This window comes from Paenalcaligenes hominis (genome assembly GCF_041359055.1).
GTDB classification, from domain to species: Bacteria; Pseudomonadota; Gammaproteobacteria; order Burkholderiales; family Burkholderiaceae_B; genus Paenalcaligenes; species Paenalcaligenes hominis_A.
In genome coordinates, this window is record NZ_JBGJKZ010000005.1 from 41,620 (window position 1) to 56,527 (window position 14,908).

A 14,908-nucleotide genomic window follows, 5' to 3' on the forward strand; every position below is an offset into this window, starting at 1 on the left:
CAGGAAAAATCATGATTCAAATGCAGACCACGCTGAATGTGGCCGACAACACTGGTGCGCGCTCCGTAATGTGCATCAAGGTGTTGGGTGGCTCCAAGCGCCGTTATGCCGCTATTGGTGACATTATTAAAGTCACCGTAAAAGAAGCGGCCCCGCGCGGACGCGTCAAGAAAGGCGAAATTTACAACGCTGTGGTAGTTCGCACTGCCAAGGGTGTTCGCCGCAAGGACGGTTCGCTAATTAAATTTGGTGGCAATGCTGCCGTTTTGCTTAATGCAAAACTAGAGCCAATCGGCACTCGTATTTTTGGACCCGTTACGCGCGAATTGCGTACCGAGAAGTTCATGAAAATCGTGTCATTGGCACCTGAAGTGCTATAAGGAGCCTAGGATATGCAGAAAATCCGTAAAGGCGACGAAGTCATTGTGCTAGCCGGTCGCGATAAAACTCGCCGTGGCACGGTGTTAAACGTAGATGGCGATCGCGTTGTAGTTGAAGGCATCAACGTTGTTAAAAAACACGTGCGTCCAAACCCTATGGCTGGTGTACAAGGTGGCATCGTAGATAAAACCATGCCTATTCACATCTCTAACATAGCTTTGATTAACCCAGAAACCGATAAAGCTGATCGCGTTGGTTTTAGCGTTGTTGACGGTCGCAAAGTGCGTGTATATCGCTCCAACGGCAAAGTTGTGGGCGCTAAGGCATAAGGGACGAAATCATGGCACGTTTACAAGAATTCTACCGCGATAAAGTTGTAGCAGAATTACAAAAGGAATTCGGCTACAAAAGCATCATGCAAGTACCTCGCATCACCAAGATCACTTTGAACATGGGTGTATCCGAGGCAGTAGCAGATCGTAAGGTTATCGATCACGCTACTGAAGACATGGCGAAAATCGCAGGTCAAAAACCTATTATCACTAAAACTCGCAAAGCTATTGCTGGTTTTAAAATCCGTGAAGACTACCCAATTGGCTGTAAAGTCACATTGCGTGGTCGCCGTATGTACGAGTTTTTGGATCGTCTAATCGCTGTGGCACTCCCACGCGTTCGTGACTTCCGCGGTGTACCTGCTCGTGCTTTTGACGGCCACGGCAACTTCAACTTAGGCGTAAAAGAGCAAATCATTTTCCCTGAGATTGAATACGACAAAATTGACGCAGTTCGTGGCTTGAACATCAGCATCACCACTTCTGCCAAGACCGACGAAGAAGCAAAAGCGCTATTGAATGCGTTCAGCTTCCCGTTCCGTAACTAAGGGGCGATGACGTGGCAAAATTATCACTCATCAATCGCGATATCAAACGCGCAAAACTAGTCGAAAAATTTGCTGCTAAGCGTACTGCGCTAAAAGCAATCATTGACGACCAGTCTAAGTCCGACGAAGAGCGTTATCAGGCACGCCTAGAGCTACAAAAGCTTCCACGCAATGCCAATCCAACACGTTTGCGTAATCGCTGCGTTGTTACAGGGCGTTCTCGCGGTGTATACAAACAATTCGGTTTAACTCGTCATAAAATCCGTGAAATGGCCCTCGCAGGCGAGATTCCCGGTATGACCAAGGCTAGCTGGTAGGAGAAAAAACATGAGCATGAGCGATCCAATCGCTGACATGTTGACCCGCGTTCGTAACGCACAAATGGTCAGCAAAAAGTCGGTATCCATGCCCTCCTCGAAGCTAAAAGCTGCTATTGCAGCTGTGCTAAAAGACGAAGGCTATATCGAAGATTTCCAAGTTTCCGGCGATAAAAAGCCCGAGCTAGAAATCACTTTAAAATATTACGCTGGACAACCCGTAATCGAGCGTATCGATCGCGTGTCCCGTCCTGGTCTACGCATCTACAAAGGTAGCAACAGCATTCCTCAAGTTATGAATGGCTTGGGCGTAGCGATCGTGTCCACCTCACGCGGTGTTATGACAGATCGTAAAGCACGTGCTGCTGGCGTGGGCGGCGAAGTCCTCTGCTACGTGGCATAAGGAGAACACAATGTCACGTATTGCTAAATACCCCGTCGCATTGCCAAATGGCGTTGAAACAACAATCGCTGAAGATCAAATTACTGTTAAAGGCCCTCGTGGTACTTTAGTGCAGCCTTTGACTGGCGATGTAACTATAGAGCTTGTCGATGGTCAATTGACCTTTGCCGCAGCTAACGAAACCCGTCATGCTAATGCTATGTCTGGTACCGTGCGTTCTTTAGTGAACAACATGGTTACTGGTGTTAGCACTGGCTTCACACGCAAACTACTATTAGTTGGTGTGGGTTTCCGTGCCCAAGTACAAGGCAATGCTATCAAGCTTCAACTCGGTTTTTCTCATGACATCGTGCACGAGTTGCCCGCTGGTGTTACTGCCGAATGCCCAACCCCAACAGAAATTCTGTTGACTGGTGCAAACAAACAGGTAGTAGGTCAGTGTGCTGCTGAAATTCGCGCTTACCGTCGCCCAGAGCCTTACAAAGGCAAGGGTGTGCGCTACGCCGAAGAGCATGTGGCCTTGAAAGAAACCAAGAAGAAATAATCGCACAGGCAAGGACGAATTATGGACAAGAAACAATCTCGTTTGCGTCGTGCAGTGGCAACTCGCAAGAAAATTGCCGAGTTACGCGTACATCGCCTGGCGGTACACCGCACCAATCTGCACATTTACGCCAACATCATCTCGCCCGAAGGCGACCGCGTTTTGGTCAGCGCCTCCTCGGTGGAACCCGAAGTGCGCAAAGAGTTGGCCAATGGTGGCAACGTTGCTGCAGCGACGATTATCGGCAAACGTGTTGCCGAGAAAGCCAAAGCTGCTGGAATCGAAACAGTCGCTTTCGATCGTTCGGGCTTCCGTTATCATGGCCGCGTGAAAGCGTTGGCCGATGCCGCGCGTGAAGCCGGCTTGAAGTTCTAAGGAATGTCAAATGGCTAAAGCACAAGGCAGACAAAATGCCGAACAAGAGCGCGATGACGGCCTGCGTGAAAAAATGATCGCGGTTAACCGCGTCAGTAAAGTCGTCAAGGGTGGCCGCACCATGAGCTTCGCTGCACTAGCAGTAGTAGGCGACGGTGATGGCCGAATTGGTATGGGCAAAGGTAAAGCCCGTGAGGTACCTGTTGCTGTACAGAAAGCTATGGAACAAGCCCGTCGTGGTCTATTCCAAGTTGCTCTGAAAGACGGTACGTTACATCACTCCGTAGTTGGTAAGCACGGTGCATCCACTGTTCTTATCTCTCCAGCTGCAGAAGGTACTGGTGTTATCGCCGGTGGTCCAATGCGTGCTATTTTCGAAGTAATGGGTGTACGTAACGTCGTAGCAAAGAGCTTAGGCTCCAGCAACCCGTACAACATGGTTCGCGCAACGTTAAATGGTTTGCGTGCTTGCTCCACACCGGCTGAAATTGCTGCTAAACGTGGCAAAACAGTTGAAGAAATTCTGGGGTAAATCATGGCACAGAAGCAAATCAAGGTAACTCTCGTGCGCTCTGTTATCGGTACTAAGCAAGACCACCGCGACACTATTCGTGGTTTAGGTCTACGCCGTGTTAACAGCAGCCGCGTTCTGGTTGACACTCCCGAAGTACGTGGCATGATCCGTAAAGTGGATTACCTCGTTACCGTATCGGAAGCCTAAAGGAATCGGCATGTCGCAATTGCAATTAAACACCTTACAACCTGCAGCTGGCGCTAAACACGCTGCTCGCCGCGTTGGTCGCGGTTCGGGCTCCGGTTACGGCAAAACAGCAGGTCGTGGTCACAAAGGTCAGAAATCTCGTTCTGGTGGTTACCACAAAGTTGGCTTTGAAGGCGGTCAAATGCCTTTGCAGCGTCGTCTACCTAAGCGTGGTTTTACCGCTCCTGGTGGTCACTTGCACGCCGAAGTACGTTTATCCGACTTACAACGTTTAGACGTTGAAGAAATCGATGTGAACGTATTAAAGCAAGCTGGCGTAGTTGGTCAGCTCGTGCGTTACGCAAAAGTCATTAAATCCGGCGAGCTGTCTCGTAAAGTCGTATTGAAAGGCTTGCGTGCAACAGCTGGTGCCCGTGCTGCTATTGAAGCTGCTGGCGGGTCTTTGGCTGAATAAAAGGGGTCACGGTGGCTAAAGCACAGGCAAAGGGTAAGACAGGTTCAGGTTACGCTGATTTAAAGCGGCGTATCGTATTCCTGCTGCTCGCGCTGGTTGTTTACCGCTTGGGTACACATATTCCCGTCCCAGGGATCAATCCAGACGCACTGTCTGAACTGTTCCAACAAAATCAAGGTGGTATTCTTGGTTTGTTCAACATGTTCTCCGGTGGTGCGTTGCAACGATTCTCCGTGTTTGCATTGGGGATCATGCCCTACATTTCTGCCTCTATTATTATGCAGCTAATGTCGGTGGTTGTGCCTACGCTCGAGGCAATCAAAAAAGAAGGTGAGGCGGGTCGTCGTAAGATCACCCAATACACTCGTTACGGCACAGTGTTTCTTGCACTATTCCAAGCAGTTGGAATTTCAGTTGCACTGGAATCTCAACCAGGGCTCGTTATTGACCCCGGTATGTTATTCCGCTTTACTACGGTGGTTACCTTAGTTACTGGAACGATGTTCCTTATGTGGCTAGGCGAACAAATCACTGAACGTGGTATAGGCAACGGCATTTCCATCATTATTTTTGCTGGGATTGTTGCAGGACTACCAAGCGCTTTAGGCGGCTTGTTAGATCTAGTACGTACTGATTCAATGTCGATTATCTCTGCATTGTTCATTATTTTACTAGTGGTTGCAGTAACGTACTTTGTTGTATTTGTCGAGCGTGGACAGCGTCGTATCACGGTCAACTACGCGAAACGTCAGGTAGGTAACCGTATTTATGGCGGACAAAGCTCGCATTTGCCGCTGAAGCTTAATATGGCAGGGGTGATTCCTCCAATCTTCGCCTCCTCAATTATTTTGCTTCCAGCAACAATTGCCAGTTGGTTCTCCACTACACCGGGTCTGGGCTGGTTACGTGATTTGGAAGCTGCGCTTTCACCTCGTCAGCCTTTGTACATCACGCTGTTTTCAGCTTTGATTATATTGTTCTGCTTTTTCTACACAGCATTGGTTTTCAATAGCCGTGAAACAGCAGACAACTTGAAAAAAAGCGGTGCATTTGTACCTGGTATACGTCCCGGAGAGCAAACAGCTCGCTATATTGATCGGATTTTATCTCGCTTAACATTAGCAGGTTCTATCTACATCACTATAGTGTGTTTGGTTCCGGAGTTTCTGCAGATGCGCTGGAATGTACCGTTTTATTTTGGTGGTACTTCCTTGCTAATTATTGTTGTAGTTACGATGGACTTCATGTCACAAGCTCAGGCTTACGTGATGTCTCAACAATATGACTCGTTGCTTAAAAAGGCTAACTTTAAAGGCACGGGTTTGCCTATGCGATAAAAGAAAATGGCAAAGGACGACGTTATACAAATGCAAGGTGAGGTTGTAGAAAACCTCCCTAACGCAACTTTTCGTATCAAGCTAGAAAATGGCCATATGGTGTTAGGCTACGTTTCGGGCAAGATGCGTATGCATTACATCCGGATTCTGCCGGGCGACAAGGTCACAGTGGAGCTCACGCCCTATGATCTTAGCCGAGCTAGAATTGTATTCCGCTCTAAATAATAGCGGCCGGTTTAAGAAAACTAGGAGTCAACCATGAAGGTAATGGCATCAGTTAAGCGGATTTGCCGCAACTGCAAAATCATTAAACGTCATGGCGTGGTACGTGTAATCTGCACTGATCCCCGTCACAAGCAGCGTCAAGGCTGATACGCCGAAACGCAACCGATTTAACAAGGAACAACCATGGCCCGTATTGCTGGCATTAATATTCCGCCGCATCAACACGCCGAAATCGGTCTAACCGCGATTTTCGGTATCGGTCGTACTCGCGCTCGTCAAATTTGTGACGGTGCGGGCATTGAATACTCCAAAAAGATCAAAGATCTTACCGACGCCGAACTTGAAGTAATTCGCGAACAGATTTCGCAATTTAACGTTGAAGGCGATTTACGTCGTGAAGTCCAACTGTCAATCAAACGTTTGATCGACTTGGGCTGTTATCGTGGGATGCGCCACCGTCGCGGACTGCCTGTGCGCGGTCAGCGTACACGCACTAACGCACGTACCCGTAAGGGACCACGTCGCGCAGCGCAATCTCTGAAGAAATAATCGAGGAATAGAAGATGGCTAAAGCTTCTGGCGCATCGCGCGCTCGTAAGAGAATCAGAAAGAGCGTCTCCGACGGCATTGCGCACGTTCAGGCGACCTTTAACAACACAATCATCACTATCACCGATCGTCAAGGCAACACATTGTCTTGGGCGACATCGGGTGGCGCTGGCTTTAAAGGCTCGCGTAAATCCACACCGTTTGCTGCGCAGGTGGCTGCTGAACAAGCTGGCCGTACTGCAATGGAATACGGTATTAAAAACTTGGAAGTTCGCATCAAGGGCCCTGGCCCTGGCCGTGATTCGTCGGTTCGCGCATTGAATGCATTAGGTATCAAAATTACCAGTATTGCAGACATTACGCCGATCCCACATAACGGCTGCCGTCCTCCCAAGCGTCGTCGCATCTAAGGGGAAGATAAGTGGCTCGTTATATTGGACCTAAATGTAAACTCTCGCGTCGTGAGGGTACTGATCTATTCTTGAAAAGCGCTCGTCGCTCCTTGGACTCCAAATGTAAATTGGATTCACGTCCAGGTCAGCACGGTCGCACTTCTGGTGCTCGTACGTCTGATTACGGTTTGCAGTTGCGCGAAAAGCAAAAACTCAAACGTATGTACGGTGTACTAGAGAAACAGTTCCGTCGTTACTTCGAAGAGGCCGAGCGCCGTCGTGGTAACACCGGTGAACTATTGATTCAATTGCTAGAATCACGTTTAGACAACGTGGTTTACCGCATGGGTTTTGGTTCCACACGTGCTGAAGCACGTCAATTGGTAACCCACCGCGCAATTGAAATCAATGGTCGCACTGCCGATATCGCATCCATGGCCGTTAAGCCAGGTGATGTGGTTGCCATTCGTGAAAAAGCTCGTGGTCAGCTTCGCATTAAAGAGTCGTTAGACCTAGCAGCTAGCGTTGGTGTACCACAGTGGGTTGAGGTAGACGCCAGCAAACTAAGCGGTGTGTTCAAACAAGTCCCGGATCGCGCTGACGTGGCCCGTGATGTGAACGAATCCTTAGTGGTTGAGTTGTACTCACGCTAATTAACACGTACTTACCAAGTACTTGTTAAACGACACATGGTCCACTTTCATTCGAGAGTGGACCATGTTGTGTTTTTATTCTTTGTTTTATTCCATCAGCCTTATCGGTGTAACGAGCCGAGGGTATTGAAAAGGAAAAATCATGTCTCAAGCTTTTCTAAAGCCACGCTCCATTGAAGTCGAAGCCATCACTAAAAACCACGCCAAGGTCATTATGGAGCCTTTCGAGCGCGGTTATGGTCACACACTAGGGAACGCGTTGCGTCGCATTCTTTTGTCCTCCATGACAGGCTATGCGCCTACCGAAGTACAAATTACGGGTGTGGTACACGAGTACTCCACTATTTCAGGTGTGCGTGAAGACGTTGTCGACATCATGCTGAACCTAAAAGGCGTGATTTTTAAATTACACGGTCGTGAAGAAGTCAATTTGACTGTGAATAAAACCGGTGCCGGTGAAGTGTTTGCTCGTGATATCGAGCTCCCTCATGATGTGGAAATCGTTAATCCCGATCACCACCTTGCTACACTTACCGAAGACGGCAAGCTAGAAATGCAGATCAAAGTAGAACAAGGTCGTGGGTATGTACCAGGCAACGTTCGCGCTTTATCTGATGATCGTCAGCATACTATTGGTCGTATTATTCTTGATGCTTCTTTTAGTCCTGTACGTCGTGTTAGCTACGCAGTAGAAAACGCGCGTGTAGAACAGCGTACTGACTTAGATAAACTGGTTTTAGATATTGAAACCAACGGTGTTTTGACCCCTGAAGAAGCCGTGCGTCAAGCTGCACGTATTCTAATGGATCAAATCTCTGTGTTTGCTGCGTTGGAAAACGAAGAAGACACCTTTGAGACCACCGAGCGCGCTGCACCTCAGATCGATCCTGTTCTGCTACGTCCTGTAGATGATCTAGAGCTTACCGTTCGTTCTGCCAATTGTTTGAAAGCCGAAAATATTTACTACATCGGTGACCTCATTCAACGCACAGAAAATGAACTACTCAAAACACCGAACCTCGGTCGCAAATCCCTCAATGAAATCAAAGAGGTATTGGCTGCACGTGGCTTGACTTTGGGTATGAAGCTAGATAACTGGCCGCCTCTAGGTTTAGAGCGCCCATAATCCTGCTAGGATGCCGGGTTAGCGTCAGCTTTGACTGCGGCACCCTAAATCACAATTTCACTAGGCCGTGTTCGCTTATTTTATAAGCCCGTGCTGAATCATTGATTTGTGTTTAGGGTGCTGCTGTCAGTCTGACTTATGACCCCCAGTGCTCTGTTTTATTTTTCAGGGTAAAGAAATAGAGCGATGTATTGCTTGCTGGGTTTGTCTGAATGGTATTTCACTAAGCAGTGCTCGCTTTATTCGTTCGCTTCGCGCTGAATCGTTCGACCGCGTTAAGGCAAACACAAACAGGAACTCTATTCCCAGTTTGGTTTTCTACAACGCATAGCACCACTAAAATCTAGTGGTTTTACCAGAAACTCTGGTATAATTTTTAGTCTTTTACCGCCAATTGGCCCGCAGCAATGCTGATAGAAGAGCCTGGGTGGGTGCGGCATGCAGTTATCGCACAACTAAGATTCATTTTTATTTATTAGGAAAAAATCATGCGTCATCGTAGTGGTTTACGTAAACTAAATCGTACTAGCAGCCATCGTTTGGCTATGTTCCGCAATATGTCTGTGTCTTTGATCGAGCACGAAGCCATCAAAACCACATTGCCTAAAGCCAAAGAGCTACGTCGTGTTATCGAGCCTTTGATCACTTTAGCCAAAGAGCCAACCGTTGCTAACCGTCGTCTTGCTTTTGCTCGTCTACGCGACCGTGACGCAGTAACTAAATTGTTTGATGTGTTAGGCCCACGTTTTAAAGAGCGTAACGGTGGTTACACCCGCGTTCTAAAAATGGGTTTCCGTCAAGGCGATAACGCTCCTATGGCTTACATGGAGCTAGTAGAGCGCACAGAAACAGAACAAGCTGCCGAGTAATTTCGCACCTTGTAATAAAAAACCACTGCTAAATGCGGTGGTTTTTTTATGGCTGCTCAAACGACCCATTGTATTTGGGCAGGGTTTGAGCGCTGTTGTTTATTATTTTAATTAGTGCACGGCAGAAAGAGTTTGCATTAAGTGCTGTTTGAACTGCTCTACTGCTGGGGCTAAAGTGCGCCCTTGGCGCTCATAGGTATAAAAACGCCGGTGCACAGCAGGGCTAAGTTCTTGCATGGTTAAACCATATACGTCGACCAAAGAACGTGCATACGGCAAACAAATAGTTAACCCCAAACCTGAGTTTACCATGCTTAACGCCGTGGACATAAAATTAACGTGTGCCGTAGGGCGTAAATTAAACTCTGGCCCAAACTCCGTGCTGTTAAGATCGCCCGAGAGCTGTTTTGTAAACTGACCTTGCAAGAGAATAAGCGGTTGATCTTGTAAACACTGCCAAGTAATAAGATGACGCTGAGTAAAAGGGTGATTTTTTGGACTAACCACGCAAAAAGCACTCTCAAACAATAACGTAGGCTCGATATCCGCATGATGATCGCGCTCGGGACTAATGCCTAGATCCACCTCATTTGACAGCACCTTGGTTTCAACCTGTTCTACACCACAGTCAATAAGCTGGACTTGGATGTCGGGATAATACTGCTGAAATTCTGCAATGCTCTGGGGCAAAATAGTACAGGCAAGCAGTTGGGGAGCAGCAATACGCACAGTGCCTTTTTTAAGAGCTTTTAGGTTGGCCGCTTCATCAAGCACATGAGCTAAATCAATCAGAATCTGATCAATATAGGGGTATAGGTCTTGACCTACATCCGATAGCTTGACGTTGCGTGTACTACGATCAAACAGTTGTAAACCCAGATTCAACTCCATCTGTTTAATTAAACTGCTTAATGCAGACTGGGTAATGAACAGGTTTTGGGCTGCCTGAGTAAAGCTTTGAGTTTTAGCAAGTTCCACAAAAGCCCGTAACTGACGTAACCGTATTTTCATCCCTCATGCCTCTTTTATTTATTAATTAAATTAATAAATTAAACGAAAAAATCAATTTGAATAATAGATGATTTTGGTTTGTAATGGGTTAATTCGTTCTAATTTGTCGCAGCGGTTTTACGCTTTGCGACATTCAGCAAGGAGACAGCTGCCATGATTAGTAAAATTCATCACGTGGCATATCGCTGCAAAGATGCGTACGCCACGGCCAAATGGTACGAAAAAAACCTCGATATGAAATTGGTTTTAGCTATTGCCGAAGACCATGTTCCTTCTACCGGCGAATTCGATCCCTACATGCATATTTTTCTTGATTCAGGCATGGGCAATGTGTTGGCATTTTTCGAGTTGCCTAACCAACCAGAGATGGGGCGTGATGAAAACACCCCAAAATGGACTCAGCATTTGGCATTAGAAGTGGACTCAATGGAAACCTTATTGGCAGCTAAAGAGCGCCTTATAGCAAATGGGGTAGAGGTATTGGGGCCAACCGATCACGCACTGTTTCAGTCAATTTACTTTTTTGATCCCAATGGGCATCGCTTAGAGTTAGCCGTTAATACGCCTTTACCGGGCATGGATAAAGCCCTAGACGAAGTGAAGTGGGCGATGCTCGAGGAATGGAGTCAAACTAAACGAGCACCTAAACATGCAGCGTGGCTGCACGATGGTAGCTACAAGGAGATGTTTAAATGAAATTAGCCAGCTTAAAACAAGGCCGTGATGGCAGCTTGGTGGTCGTAAGCCGCGATTTAACCCGTTTTAAGGTGGTGGCAGACATTGCCCCAACCCTGCAGTACGCCTTAGACAACTGGGAGCAATGCGAGCCGCAGCTCAATGCTGAGTATGAAAAAATTAATGCTTCAGCAGACAACACTCAAGTCTTTGATGTAAATCTATTTCACTCTCCTTTACCGCGCGCCTATCAATGGGCCGATGGCTCGGCCTATATCAACCACGTAGAGCTTGTGCGCAAGGCGCGTAATGCTGAGGTCCCCGAGTCCTTCTACCACGATCCTTTAATGTACCAAGGCGCATCCGATTGTTTTATTGCTCCCACTGACAACGTGGTGGCGGATCCAGCATGGGGCATCGATTTCGAGGCAGAGGTGGCCGTTATTACGGGCGACCTTCCTCAAGGGGCAACGGTAGAGCAAGCAGGTCAAGCCATTCGTTTAGTCATGTTGGTAAATGATGTCAGCATGCGTGGATTGATTCCAGCCGAGCTAGGCAAAGGTTTTGGTTTTTTACAAAGCAAACCCGCCAGTGCGTTTAGCCCCGTCGCTGTAACGCCGGATGAGCTCGGTGATAAATGGCAAGACCACAAAGTGCATTTGCCTTTGTTAGTCGATTTAAACCAAAAACCGTTTGGCAAGCCCAATGCGGGCGTGGACATGACGTTTAACTTTGCTCAGTTAGTAGCTCATGTTGCTAAAACGCGTACTGTATGCGCGGGCACGATCGTGGGCTCAGGCACCGTCTCAAACAAACAAGGGAACTTGTGGGGTTCATCCATTGAAAATGGTGGGGTAGGGTATTGCTGTTTGGCAGAGGTACGTATGTACGAAACCATAGAACAAGGCAAGCCAGTCACTCCTTTTATGCAGCCCGGCGATGTGATTCGCATAGAAATGCAAGATGAAGCAGGTCAAAGCATTTTTGGTGTGATTGAAAACAAAGTTGAGTTGTTTAAACCGTAGGTTATCTACGTTTATCTATCGGGTGGTGGAGACATGATTAAAAAAACGATACTAGCTTTGGCATGCGTAACAGCAGCATTTACAGCACATACTGCAGAGACTGATAAATACGTCTTAAAAGTCGCGCATTTTTGGCCCTCTGGCGCATTGAGTCAACAAAAGGTTCTAGAACCCTGGTGTGCTAAGCTCGCCGAGCAATCCAATGACCGTTTAAGCTGTCAGATTTATCCGGCTATGCAGTTGGGTGGCTCACCACAACAACTTATTCAGCAGGCCGCCGACGGGGTGGCTGATATTGTTTGGACGCTGCCGGGTTATACGGCAGGTCGCTTCCCTATTATCGAAGCATTTGAATTACCCTTTATGACGCGTCAAGCTGAGGGCGCGAGCCGTGCGTTGTGGGAGTATTACGAACAATACGCCCAAGACGAGTTTTCCTCAGTAAAGCCGCTGGCGTTTAACGTACACGATGCAGGGATTATTCATAACAATAAACGTGAAATAAAAAAAATAGCTGACATGCGAGGTTTAAAGATGCGTGCCCCTACACGTCAAACAAACCTGATGTTAGCCAAATTAGGGGCTACACCAGTTTCTATTCCATTGCCTCAAATGGCAGACGCATTGTCTAAAGGTGTAGTTGATGGCTATGTTTTGCCTTGGGAGGTCGTGCCAACGATGCGTTTGCATGAGCTAACCAAGTATCACACGGAAATGAGCCCAGACGCACCTGCGTTTTATACCACTTTGTTTACCATCGCTATGAATAAGGACCGTTACAACAGTCTGCCTGCAGATTTGCAGAAAATCATTGACGACAACAGTGGGGCTGAGTTTTCTGCATTAATTGGTAAGCAATGGGATGAGTCCGTAGGTCCTGCTCGTAAACAAGCCGAAGACCGTCAAAACACGTTTTATGCTATTTCTGATGATCAAATGGCTGAGTGGATTGCCGTAGGCGATAAGGTCGCAGAGGACTGGGTTAAAGACATGAATAAAAAAGGGCATAACGGGCAAGAGATGCTTGATACAGCCAAGTCGTTAATTAATAAATACAGCACAAACTAAATAGGCCTAAATCATGGCGGAAAGCGGACTAGAGGCCAGCGCTTGGGCTAAACCCACAGACTTGCTAGGCCGCTTTTTATATGCGGTCTCAGTAAGCTTGGCTTTGGTTGGTGCTGCTATTTTATTTCTGGTGTGTGTTTTATCTACATACAGCGTGATAGGACGGTGGCTTTTTTCAGAGCCTGTGTTAGGGGATGTAGAGTTAGTGCAAATGGGGGCTGCTCTTAGCATTGCAGCCTGTTTGCCGTATGCCCAAATGCGTAATGCGCATCTTATTGTGGATTTTTTTACGCTCAAGGCACCACCTAAATTAAAGCGTGGCTTAGACATAGGGGCAGCGCTATTACTTGCCTTATGTGCGGCAGTTTTGGGATGGCGAAGCGTAGTAGGCGGCATAGAGTCTTACCACTATGGGGAAAGCAGTATGATTTTAGCTTGGCCTGTGTGGTGGTCATTCTTAATGTTAGGGCCAGGGTTTTTTCTCTTGTGTATGACTTCTCTCTATACCGCAGGGCGGCTAATGAGTAAACCAAAGGGGACGGCATGAGCAGCGAGCTTTTAGGTGTCGTGGTCGGAGCTCTAGCAATAGGACTTTTAGCTTTACGTGTGCATATTGGTATTGCGATGCTAGTCGCCGGCTCGCTAGGCTATGTTTTATTGTCGGGCTGGTCTCCTTTATTAAGCACATTTAAAAGCTTAGCGTATGCTCGTTTCTCAAGTTATGACCTTTCTGTGGTTCCGTTGTTTCTGCTGATGGGTAATATTGCTTCGTATGGGGGACTTTCACAGCGGCTTTTTCATGCTGCCAGCAGCTTTTTGGGCCACTACAAAGGCGGACTCGCTATGAGCGCAATTGGGGCTTGCGCTGGTTTTGGTGCTATATGCGGCTCATCGTTAGCTACTGCGGCAACGATGGGTCGTGTGGCGCTGCCTGAGTTACGTAAACACAGTTATTCGCCTTCCTTAGCAACGGGGACACTGGCTGCGGGGGGAACACTGGGTGTATTGATCCCTCCTTCCGTAGCGTTGGTTATTTACGCTATTTTGGCTGAACAAAATGTAGCGGTTATGTTCATCGCGGCGTTTGTGCCAGGTCTAATTGCCGTGCTTGGCTATTTAGCTACCGTTGCACTAGTAGTCCGGTTAAAGCCCGGCAGTGGACCCGCGTCAGTGCGTCAGCCTTGGCGTCAGCGTTGGCAAGCCCTTGGTCAAGTGTGGCCTATCTTAGCGGTATTTATTGTAGTGGTCGGCGGTATTTATGGTGGAGTATTTACTCCAACAGAGGCTGCTGCCATAGGAGTATTGGCGACGTTAGGCGTGGCTTTGGTTTTAAAAGAGTTAAGTTGGGACGGGTTTGTTTCAGCTGTACTTGGTGCTATGGAGTCCACTGCGATGATCTTTTTGATTCTGATCGGAGCGGACGTGCTTAATTCTTTTTTAGCCTTGTCCCAAATTTCCCAATTGCTTGCTGATTTAGCCTTAACAAGTGGGTGGCCTCCCTTAGCGATTTTGGCAGCAATGATTATTACTTACGTGGTTTTAGGCTGTGTTATGGATAGCCTATCAATGATTTTGCTGACCATCCCTATTTTCTTTCCCATCATTATGGGCTTAGATTTTTGGGGTTTAGAGTACACCGATAAAGCAGTCTGGTTTGGCATATTAGCGTTGATGGTAGTCGAAATAGGTCTAATTACACCACCTGTAGGTATGAATGTTTTTATTATCAATGGCTTGGCTAAAGACATACCAATAAGTGAGACCTTTAAAGGCGTGTTGCCTTTTTTAGGTTCAGATCTACTGCGCATGGTGTTACTGGTGTTCTTTCCTAGTTTAACTCTTTGGTTTGTGCATTTACTTGGCTACTAGAAAAAATAAAAAAACTGATTCATTAAAGGAAAAA

Annotated in this window: 24 protein-coding genes; 23 read left to right on the forward strand and 1 reads right to left on the reverse strand. The window is 47.3% G+C overall.

Annotated features, from left to right (window positions below):
* Positions 1–11 precede the first annotated feature (11 nt).
* The 18 genes from rplN (at position 12) to rplQ (ending at position 9,226) form a co-directional block, all read left to right on the forward strand.
* Positions 12–380, forward strand: a complete 369-nt coding sequence (gene rplN, locus ACBP46_RS11230; RefSeq protein ID WP_077734081.1) for a 50S ribosomal protein L14 — start codon at positions 12–14, stop codon at positions 378–380.
* A gap of 12 nt (positions 381–392) precedes the next feature.
* Positions 393–710 (forward strand): 50S ribosomal protein L24, encoded by a 318-nt coding sequence (rplX, locus tag ACBP46_RS11235; RefSeq protein ID WP_077734080.1) that lies wholly within the window; start codon positions 393–395, stop codon positions 708–710.
* An 11-nt stretch (positions 711–721) separates the two neighbouring features.
* On the forward strand, positions 722–1,261 hold the full coding sequence (gene rplE, locus ACBP46_RS11240; protein ID WP_371016826.1) for a 50S ribosomal protein L5: 540 nt from the start codon (positions 722–724) through the stop codon (positions 1,259–1,261).
* 11 nt (positions 1,262–1,272) lie between these two features.
* The gene (gene rpsN, locus ACBP46_RS11245; protein WP_077734078.1) at positions 1,273–1,578 is read left to right on the forward strand and encodes a 30S ribosomal protein S14; all 306 of its coding nucleotides are present in this window, start codon (positions 1,273–1,275) and stop codon (positions 1,576–1,578) included.
* A 10-nt stretch (positions 1,579–1,588) separates the two neighbouring features.
* A complete protein-coding gene (rpsH, locus tag ACBP46_RS11250; RefSeq protein WP_077734077.1) occupies positions 1,589–1,981 on the forward strand; it encodes a 30S ribosomal protein S8 in 393 nt (130 codons plus the stop codon).
* 10 nt (positions 1,982–1,991) lie between these two features.
* Positions 1,992–2,525, forward strand: coding sequence for a 50S ribosomal protein L6 (rplF, locus tag ACBP46_RS11255; protein WP_371016827.1), 534 nt, complete (start codon positions 1,992–1,994; stop codon positions 2,523–2,525).
* 21 nt (positions 2,526–2,546) lie between these two features.
* Entirely contained in the window at positions 2,547–2,900 is a 354-nt protein-coding gene (gene rplR, locus ACBP46_RS11260; protein WP_077734075.1) for a 50S ribosomal protein L18, read from the forward strand.
* 10 nt (positions 2,901–2,910) lie between these two features.
* Complete coding sequence (gene rpsE / locus ACBP46_RS11265; RefSeq protein ID WP_077734074.1) at positions 2,911–3,432, forward strand: 30S ribosomal protein S5; 522 nt, start codon at positions 2,911–2,913, stop codon at positions 3,430–3,432.
* 3 nt (positions 3,433–3,435) lie between these two features.
* Complete coding sequence (gene rpmD / locus ACBP46_RS11270; RefSeq protein ID WP_077734073.1) at positions 3,436–3,621, forward strand: 50S ribosomal protein L30; 186 nt, start codon at positions 3,436–3,438, stop codon at positions 3,619–3,621.
* Between the two features lie 10 nt (positions 3,622–3,631).
* Positions 3,632–4,075: a 50S ribosomal protein L15 gene (gene rplO / locus ACBP46_RS11275; protein ID WP_077734072.1), complete on the forward strand. Its 444-nt coding sequence runs from the start codon at positions 3,632–3,634 to the stop codon at positions 4,073–4,075.
* Between the two features lie 11 nt (positions 4,076–4,086).
* Positions 4,087–5,412, forward strand: a complete 1,326-nt coding sequence (gene secY / locus ACBP46_RS11280; RefSeq protein ID WP_371016828.1) for a preprotein translocase subunit SecY — start codon at positions 4,087–4,089, stop codon at positions 5,410–5,412.
* 6 nt (positions 5,413–5,418) lie between these two features.
* On the forward strand, positions 5,419–5,637 hold the full coding sequence (gene infA / locus ACBP46_RS11285; RefSeq protein ID WP_077734070.1) for a translation initiation factor IF-1: 219 nt from the start codon (positions 5,419–5,421) through the stop codon (positions 5,635–5,637).
* A gap of 33 nt (positions 5,638–5,670) precedes the next feature.
* Positions 5,671–5,784, forward strand: coding sequence for a 50S ribosomal protein L36 (rpmJ, locus tag ACBP46_RS11290; protein ID WP_003805360.1), 114 nt, complete (start codon positions 5,671–5,673; stop codon positions 5,782–5,784).
* A 36-nt stretch (positions 5,785–5,820) separates the two neighbouring features.
* Complete coding sequence (rpsM, locus tag ACBP46_RS11295) at positions 5,821–6,186, forward strand: 30S ribosomal protein S13 (protein WP_077734069.1); 366 nt, start codon at positions 5,821–5,823, stop codon at positions 6,184–6,186.
* A gap of 14 nt (positions 6,187–6,200) precedes the next feature.
* Complete coding sequence (rpsK, locus tag ACBP46_RS11300; RefSeq protein WP_077734068.1) at positions 6,201–6,596, forward strand: 30S ribosomal protein S11; 396 nt, start codon at positions 6,201–6,203, stop codon at positions 6,594–6,596.
* Positions 6,597–6,607: 11 nt separating this feature from the next.
* Positions 6,608–7,231 (forward strand): 30S ribosomal protein S4, encoded by a 624-nt coding sequence (rpsD, locus tag ACBP46_RS11305; protein ID WP_371016829.1) that lies wholly within the window; start codon positions 6,608–6,610, stop codon positions 7,229–7,231.
* Positions 7,232–7,370: 139 nt separating this feature from the next.
* Positions 7,371–8,357, forward strand: coding sequence for a DNA-directed RNA polymerase subunit alpha (locus ACBP46_RS11310; RefSeq protein WP_371016990.1), 987 nt, complete (start codon positions 7,371–7,373; stop codon positions 8,355–8,357).
* 488 nt (positions 8,358–8,845) lie between these two features.
* On the forward strand, positions 8,846–9,226 hold the full coding sequence (rplQ, locus tag ACBP46_RS11315; protein ID WP_077734065.1) for a 50S ribosomal protein L17: 381 nt from the start codon (positions 8,846–8,848) through the stop codon (positions 9,224–9,226).
* Between the two features lie 111 nt (positions 9,227–9,337).
* On the opposite strand, the gene ACBP46_RS11320 is transcribed toward rplQ, so the two are convergent.
* A complete protein-coding gene (locus ACBP46_RS11320) occupies positions 9,338–10,237 on the reverse strand; it encodes a LysR family transcriptional regulator (protein ID WP_371016830.1) in 900 nt (299 codons plus the stop codon).
* A 153-nt stretch (positions 10,238–10,390) separates the two neighbouring features.
* On the opposite strand from ACBP46_RS11320, the gene ACBP46_RS11325 reads away from it, so the two are divergent.
* Genes ACBP46_RS11325 through ACBP46_RS11345 form a run of 5 tightly spaced genes read left to right on the forward strand, consistent with a single transcriptional unit; the run spans position 10,391 to position 14,874 of the window.
* Complete coding sequence (locus ACBP46_RS11325; RefSeq protein WP_371016831.1) at positions 10,391–10,933, forward strand: VOC family protein; 543 nt, start codon at positions 10,391–10,393, stop codon at positions 10,931–10,933.
* Positions 10,930–11,937, forward strand: a complete 1,008-nt coding sequence (locus tag ACBP46_RS11330; protein ID WP_371016832.1) for a fumarylacetoacetate hydrolase family protein — start codon at positions 10,930–10,932, stop codon at positions 11,935–11,937. The genes ACBP46_RS11325 and ACBP46_RS11330 overlap by 4 nt, the downstream gene beginning before the upstream one ends.
* Positions 11,938–11,970: 33 nt before the next feature.
* Positions 11,971–13,005: a TRAP transporter substrate-binding protein gene (locus ACBP46_RS11335; RefSeq protein ID WP_371016833.1), complete on the forward strand. Its 1,035-nt coding sequence runs from the start codon at positions 11,971–11,973 to the stop codon at positions 13,003–13,005.
* A 13-nt stretch (positions 13,006–13,018) separates the two neighbouring features.
* A complete protein-coding gene (locus ACBP46_RS11340) occupies positions 13,019–13,552 on the forward strand; it encodes a TRAP transporter small permease (protein ID WP_371016834.1) in 534 nt (177 codons plus the stop codon).
* On the forward strand, positions 13,549–14,874 hold the full coding sequence (locus ACBP46_RS11345) for a TRAP transporter large permease (RefSeq protein ID WP_371016835.1): 1,326 nt from the start codon (positions 13,549–13,551) through the stop codon (positions 14,872–14,874). Before ACBP46_RS11340 ends, ACBP46_RS11345 begins: the two co-directional genes overlap by 4 nt.
* Positions 14,875–14,908 lie beyond the last annotated feature (34 nt).

Bases quoted from the DNA above. Each gene is read 5' to 3' on its own strand.
- rplN (WP_077734081.1), top strand. From the start codon at position 12: ATGATTCAAATGCAGACCACGCTGAATGTGGCCGACAACACTGGTGCG.
- rplX (WP_077734080.1), top strand. From the start codon at position 393: ATGCAGAAAATCCGTAAAGGCGACGAAGTCATTGTGCTAGCCGGTCGC.
- rplE (WP_371016826.1), top strand. From the start codon at position 722: ATGGCACGTTTACAAGAATTCTACCGCGATAAAGTTGTAGCAGAATTA.
- rpsH (WP_077734077.1), top strand. From the start codon at position 1,589: ATGAGCATGAGCGATCCAATCGCTGACATGTTGACCCGCGTTCGTAAC.
- rplF (WP_371016827.1), top strand. From the start codon at position 1,992: ATGTCACGTATTGCTAAATACCCCGTCGCATTGCCAAATGGCGTTGAA.
- rplR (WP_077734075.1), top strand. From the start codon at position 2,547: ATGGACAAGAAACAATCTCGTTTGCGTCGTGCAGTGGCAACTCGCAAG.
- rpsE (WP_077734074.1), top strand. From the start codon at position 2,911: ATGGCTAAAGCACAAGGCAGACAAAATGCCGAACAAGAGCGCGATGAC.
- rpmD (WP_077734073.1), top strand. From the start codon at position 3,436: ATGGCACAGAAGCAAATCAAGGTAACTCTCGTGCGCTCTGTTATCGGT.
- rplO (WP_077734072.1), top strand. From the start codon at position 3,632: ATGTCGCAATTGCAATTAAACACCTTACAACCTGCAGCTGGCGCTAAA.
- infA (WP_077734070.1), top strand. From the start codon at position 5,419: ATGGCAAAGGACGACGTTATACAAATGCAAGGTGAGGTTGTAGAAAAC.
- rpmJ (WP_003805360.1), top strand. From the start codon at position 5,671: ATGAAGGTAATGGCATCAGTTAAGCGGATTTGCCGCAACTGCAAAATC.
- rpsM (WP_077734069.1), top strand. From the start codon at position 5,821: ATGGCCCGTATTGCTGGCATTAATATTCCGCCGCATCAACACGCCGAA.
- rpsK (WP_077734068.1), top strand. From the start codon at position 6,201: ATGGCTAAAGCTTCTGGCGCATCGCGCGCTCGTAAGAGAATCAGAAAG.
- rplQ (WP_077734065.1), top strand. From the start codon at position 8,846: ATGCGTCATCGTAGTGGTTTACGTAAACTAAATCGTACTAGCAGCCAT.
- ACBP46_RS11320 (WP_371016830.1), bottom strand. From the start codon at position 10,237: ATGAAAATACGGTTACGTCAGTTACGGGCTTTTGTGGAACTTGCTAAA.
- ACBP46_RS11325 (WP_371016831.1), top strand. From the start codon at position 10,391: ATGATTAGTAAAATTCATCACGTGGCATATCGCTGCAAAGATGCGTAC.
- ACBP46_RS11330 (WP_371016832.1), top strand. From the start codon at position 10,930: ATGAAATTAGCCAGCTTAAAACAAGGCCGTGATGGCAGCTTGGTGGTC.
- ACBP46_RS11335 (WP_371016833.1), top strand. From the start codon at position 11,971: ATGATTAAAAAAACGATACTAGCTTTGGCATGCGTAACAGCAGCATTT.
- ACBP46_RS11340 (WP_371016834.1), top strand. From the start codon at position 13,019: ATGGCGGAAAGCGGACTAGAGGCCAGCGCTTGGGCTAAACCCACAGAC.
- ACBP46_RS11345 (WP_371016835.1), top strand. From the start codon at position 13,549: ATGAGCAGCGAGCTTTTAGGTGTCGTGGTCGGAGCTCTAGCAATAGGA.